Origin of the sequence: Intrasporangium sp., from assembly GCF_040414665.1 — a bacterium.
GTDB lineage: Bacteria > Actinomycetota > Actinomycetes > Actinomycetales > Dermatophilaceae > Intrasporangium.
The window spans coordinates 1-3,962 of sequence record NZ_JBEDUL010000043.1 but is presented as its reverse complement, the minus strand read 5'-3'; the positions used below and the strand labels follow the sequence as shown (position 1 = coordinate 3,962).

Annotated in this window: 4 protein-coding genes; 3 read left to right on the top strand and 1 reads right to left on the bottom strand. The window is 67.7% G+C overall.

Features of this window, described 5'->3' with window-relative positions; genetic code table 11:
* Positions 1–16: 16 nt before the first annotated feature.
* Positions 17–649, bottom strand: coding sequence for a PIG-L deacetylase family protein (locus ABF401_RS04950; protein WP_353508427.1), 633 nt, complete (start codon positions 647–649; stop codon positions 17–19).
* A 168-nt stretch (positions 650–817) separates the two neighbouring features.
* Between ABF401_RS04950 and rfbC the strand changes: the two genes are divergently transcribed.
* From rfbC to ABF401_RS04935, 3 genes are all read left to right on the top strand, one after another.
* Positions 818–1,384 carry a dTDP-4-dehydrorhamnose 3,5-epimerase gene (gene rfbC / locus ABF401_RS04945; RefSeq protein WP_353508426.1) on the top strand — a complete coding sequence of 189 codons (567 nt, stop codon included), beginning with the start codon at positions 818–820 and terminating at the stop codon, positions 1,382–1,384.
* A 177-nt stretch (positions 1,385–1,561) separates the two neighbouring features.
* On the top strand, positions 1,562–2,884 hold the full coding sequence (locus ABF401_RS04940) for a nucleotide sugar dehydrogenase (protein WP_353508425.1): 1,323 nt from the start codon (positions 1,562–1,564) through the stop codon (positions 2,882–2,884).
* A 14-nt stretch (positions 2,885–2,898) separates the two neighbouring features.
* Positions 2,899–3,962, top strand: a 1,064-nt coding sequence (locus ABF401_RS04935; protein ID WP_353508424.1) for a glycosyltransferase family 4 protein, incomplete at its 3' end; no start/stop codon positions are given.

Below are 3,962 nucleotides of genomic sequence, written 5' to 3'. Positions count from 1 at the left end.
CGGCGGCTCGGTGTCGTCAGAGGTCGAGGGAGACCTTCGCCGTGTGGAACGCCTCGGCGTAGCGGGACTTGCACTCCACCCCGCGCAGCCGCATGAGGCCGAGGAACAGCTCGTCATCCCACCAGTCCCGGTTCACCTGCGAGGTGTAGTGCGTGTTGAGCAGGTCGACCTTGCGCCTTGCCTGCTCCTCGGAGAGGGCGACATAGTGCGTGGGGGGTCGCAGGTCCGCGTCCCACTTCGGGATCTCGTACTGCAGGATCAGCACGTCGCGCCACACCGTGCTTGCGAGCCGCCCCACGAGCCGATGGTCCTGGTGCGCGTCGTCCACTCTGGGACAGAGCACGAGATCCGGCTCGAAGCGACCTGCGAGGTCGTGGAGGAACTCCTTGACCTCCGACCAGTGTCCCGGCAGGCGACCGTCCGGAAGTGTGCCCGACTCGAGTACTGCGCCCGGACAGAACGCGGGCAGGGCAGCAGCGGCCTCAGCCGCCCGCTCAGGTGAGCCTGTGAGGATCGCCCCTCGCAGGGTGGTGCCCGGCCGGTCAGCGATCTTGAGCAGCATTCCGCCGCAGCCGATCTCGATATCATCCGGGTGGGCGCCCAGAGCAAGGACGCGCAGCGGTCCCGGCGGGGGCGTCAGGCCGAGCATCAGCGGCTCGTGGGGCGCTCGAGGTGGTGCTCACGGGGGCGCGAGGGCATCGTGGTCGGGTCTGGCTGCAAGGAGACACCCCCAAGGTTCGTGGCGAACGGGACCCATGGTGGCACAGCGTGGTGTTACATGGCTTCGAACGGCAGAAGCCAGGGGAGGGTCGAGGCGGTGGACTTCAGGAAGACATCGATTCCCGGTGTGGTGGTCTTTGCGCCCTCTCCTCACCGCGACGAGCGAGGGTTCTTCTCACGGACTTTCGACGCTGCCGTGGCCCGGCAGGCTGGCGTTGACCCAGGGTCCTTCGTCCAGGACAGCATCTCCAGAACCCGGGTCGGCGTCATCCGTGGCCTGCACACGCGGATCGGGCGTGGTGAGGGCAAGCTCGTCCGCTGCTCCGCGGGGGCCGTGTTCGACGTCGTGGTGGACCTGCGGCCGGGGTCGCCGGCCTTCGGCCAATGGCTCTCCTTCGACCTGGATGGGGACAGCCAGGAGTCCGTGTACATCCCGGCCGGCTGTGCCCACGGGTTCCAGGCGCTCACCGACCCGGCTGACGTCTCCTACCGGATCGATCGGGACCATGACCCGTCGGAGAACCTGACCATCGCCCATGATGACCCCGACCTGGGGATCCCGTGGCCGATGGCGGCGAGCGTTCTCTCTGAGGGGGATCGGGCGGCCCAGCCGATGGCGGCGCTCGGTGACCAGTTGCGCCGCATCGCGCCCACGACGCACTGACGCCCGCCGCCTGTGGCGCTCCGTCACCGTGGGCACGACAGGTGATGCCCGTCGGCGATTCGGACTTTTCGGTATCAAATGGACTACTTCTCGGGTTTGGCCGAATCTCGCCAATGTCGGGGGTCACACTTCTGACGTAGCACCGGGGGCGTCGGCGTCGAGGGGTGGGGAACTGCCGTGAAGGTGACCATTTTCGGACTGGGCTATGTCGGCACGATCACCGCTGCCGGCCTGGCGTCCCAGGGCCACGAGGTCGTCGGTGTCGACGTCGATGCCTCGAAAGTAGAGCTCGTCAGTCGGGGCATCAGTCCCGTCGTCGAGCCGGGGATCGACGAGCTGGTGGCAGAGACCGTTGCAGCCGGTTCACTCCGTGCGACTAGTGACGTAGCGGACGCGTTGGACCGTGCGGAGGTCTCGCTGATCTGCGTGGGCACGCCGTCGCTGATGCGGGGGGAGACCGACCTGTCCTACGTGACGCGGGTCCTCGACGCGATGCGCGAGGCCATGGGACGGGTCCGCGCTCCGAAATCCGGCGTGCACTCCGTGGTCATCCGGTCGACGGTTCCGCCGGGAACTGGGGCGTCCGTCGTTGCGCCAGCCTTTGCGCCGGAACGGCTCCCTCCGGGATGGTCCGTGGAGACAGCCATGTGCCCGGAGTTCCTCCGTGAGGGCTGTGGCGTCGAGGACTTCTTCAACCCGCCCTTCGTCGTGGTCGGGTCCGAGCAGCCACACACCAGAGAGCTGCTCGCAGAGCTGTTCGGCTTCCTCGACTGCGGGGTGCACCACGTCGACGTGCCGACGGCCGAGGCGCTCAAGTACGCGTGCAACGCCTTCCATGCCGTGAAGATCACCTTCGCCAATGAGATGGGACGCGTGTTCTCCCAGTGCGCGGTGGACTCCCGAAGGGTCATGGAGATCCTCTGCGAGGACCGCAAGCTCAACATCGCACCGGCCTACCTGCGCCCAGGGTTCGCCTTCGGAGGCTCGTGCCTCCCGAAAGACCTGCGGGCGCTGCAGCACCTGGCCCGGCACCTGGCCGTCGACCTCCCGCTCATCAGCGCCACGACGATGAGCAACGAGCTCGTCGTCCGCAACGTCGTCGACCGGGTTCTCGCGACCGAACACCGACATGTGTGCCTGCTCGGTCTCAGCTTCAAGATGAACACCGACGACCTGCGTGAGAGTCCCAGTCTCGAGCTCGCCGAGCGACTCGTCGGCAAGGGCCTCGAGGTCCGTATCTACGACCCGATCGTCAGGCCGGACCGCCTCGTGGGCGGGAACCTGCGCCATCTGCAGAGCAAGCTGGCCCACGTCAACCGGCTGCTGGCTGACAGCCCGGAGGAGGCGCTCGAAGGGGCCGAGGTCGTCATCGTCGCGTCCTCCCACCCGGCGGTGCTCGGTGCGCTGGCGCGGTCGAACGCACAAGTCGTGCTCGACACCAATGGTCGCCTGGGCGACCTCGTCGAGCACCTCCCGGGCTACGAGGGGGTCAGTTGGTGAGCAGGATTCGCCCCATGCGCACCCGTCCGCGCGTCCTGATCATCGTCCAGAACCTGCCAGTGCCGTTTGACCGGAGGGTCTGGCTGGAGTGCCAGACGCTGACCGGTGCCGGCTACGACGTCACCGTGATCTGCCCCGCAGGGGAGGGGACCTGGGAGGAGCGGGTCGTCGACGGAGTGCGTATCGTCCCTTACCGGGCCTACGCACCAGGAGGATCCGCGGTCGGCTTCGCGCTCGAGTACGCGTACTCGTTCCTGGCAACGGCGCGTATTGCGCTCAGAGAGAGACGGGTAGGAGCCTTCGACGTCGTCCAGGCATGCAACCCACCAGACATCTTCTGGCCGCTGGCGCGGTGGCTGCGTCGTCGTGATGGCTCGCGGTTCGTCTTCGACCACCATGACCTGTGCCCGGAGCTCTACATGTCGCGGTTCACGGAGGGGCCTCGGGTGCTGCACCGTGCGTTGCTCCGGCTCGAGCGCGAGACGTTCCGCGCAGCGGACCGCGTGGCTTCCACCAATGAGTCGTATGCCGCTGTCGCGACCGGCCGTGGGGGTGTCCCGGCAGGGTCCGTCACCGTCGTCCGCACCGGGCCCGACCCGGACCGGCTCCGGCGTCGGGAGGCGGTGCCGGAGCTGCGGCGTGGCCGAGAGCACCTCGTCGCCTACCTCGGTGTGATGGGCCCGCAGGACGGTGTCGACATCGCCCTCCGTGCGGCTGACCTCATCGTCAACTCGATGGGCCGCCGCGACATCTCGTTCACCCTCATGGGCGCCGGCGACTCTCACGCCGACCTGGTGGCGGAGCGAAACCGCTTGGGACTGCAGGACTTCGTCGAGATGCCCGGGCGCGTGCCGGACGAGACCGTGGCTGAGGTCCTGTCGACAGCGGACATCGGGTTGTCCCCTGATCCGCTCAACCCGCTCAACGACGTCTCGACGATGAACAAGACGATGGAGTACATGTCCTTCGGCCTGCCGGTCGTGGCCTTCGATCTCACCGAGACGCGAGTCTCGGCTCAGGACGCCGCCCGCTATGTCCAGCCGAACGACGTCGCCGCCTACGCGCGAGCCGTTGTCGA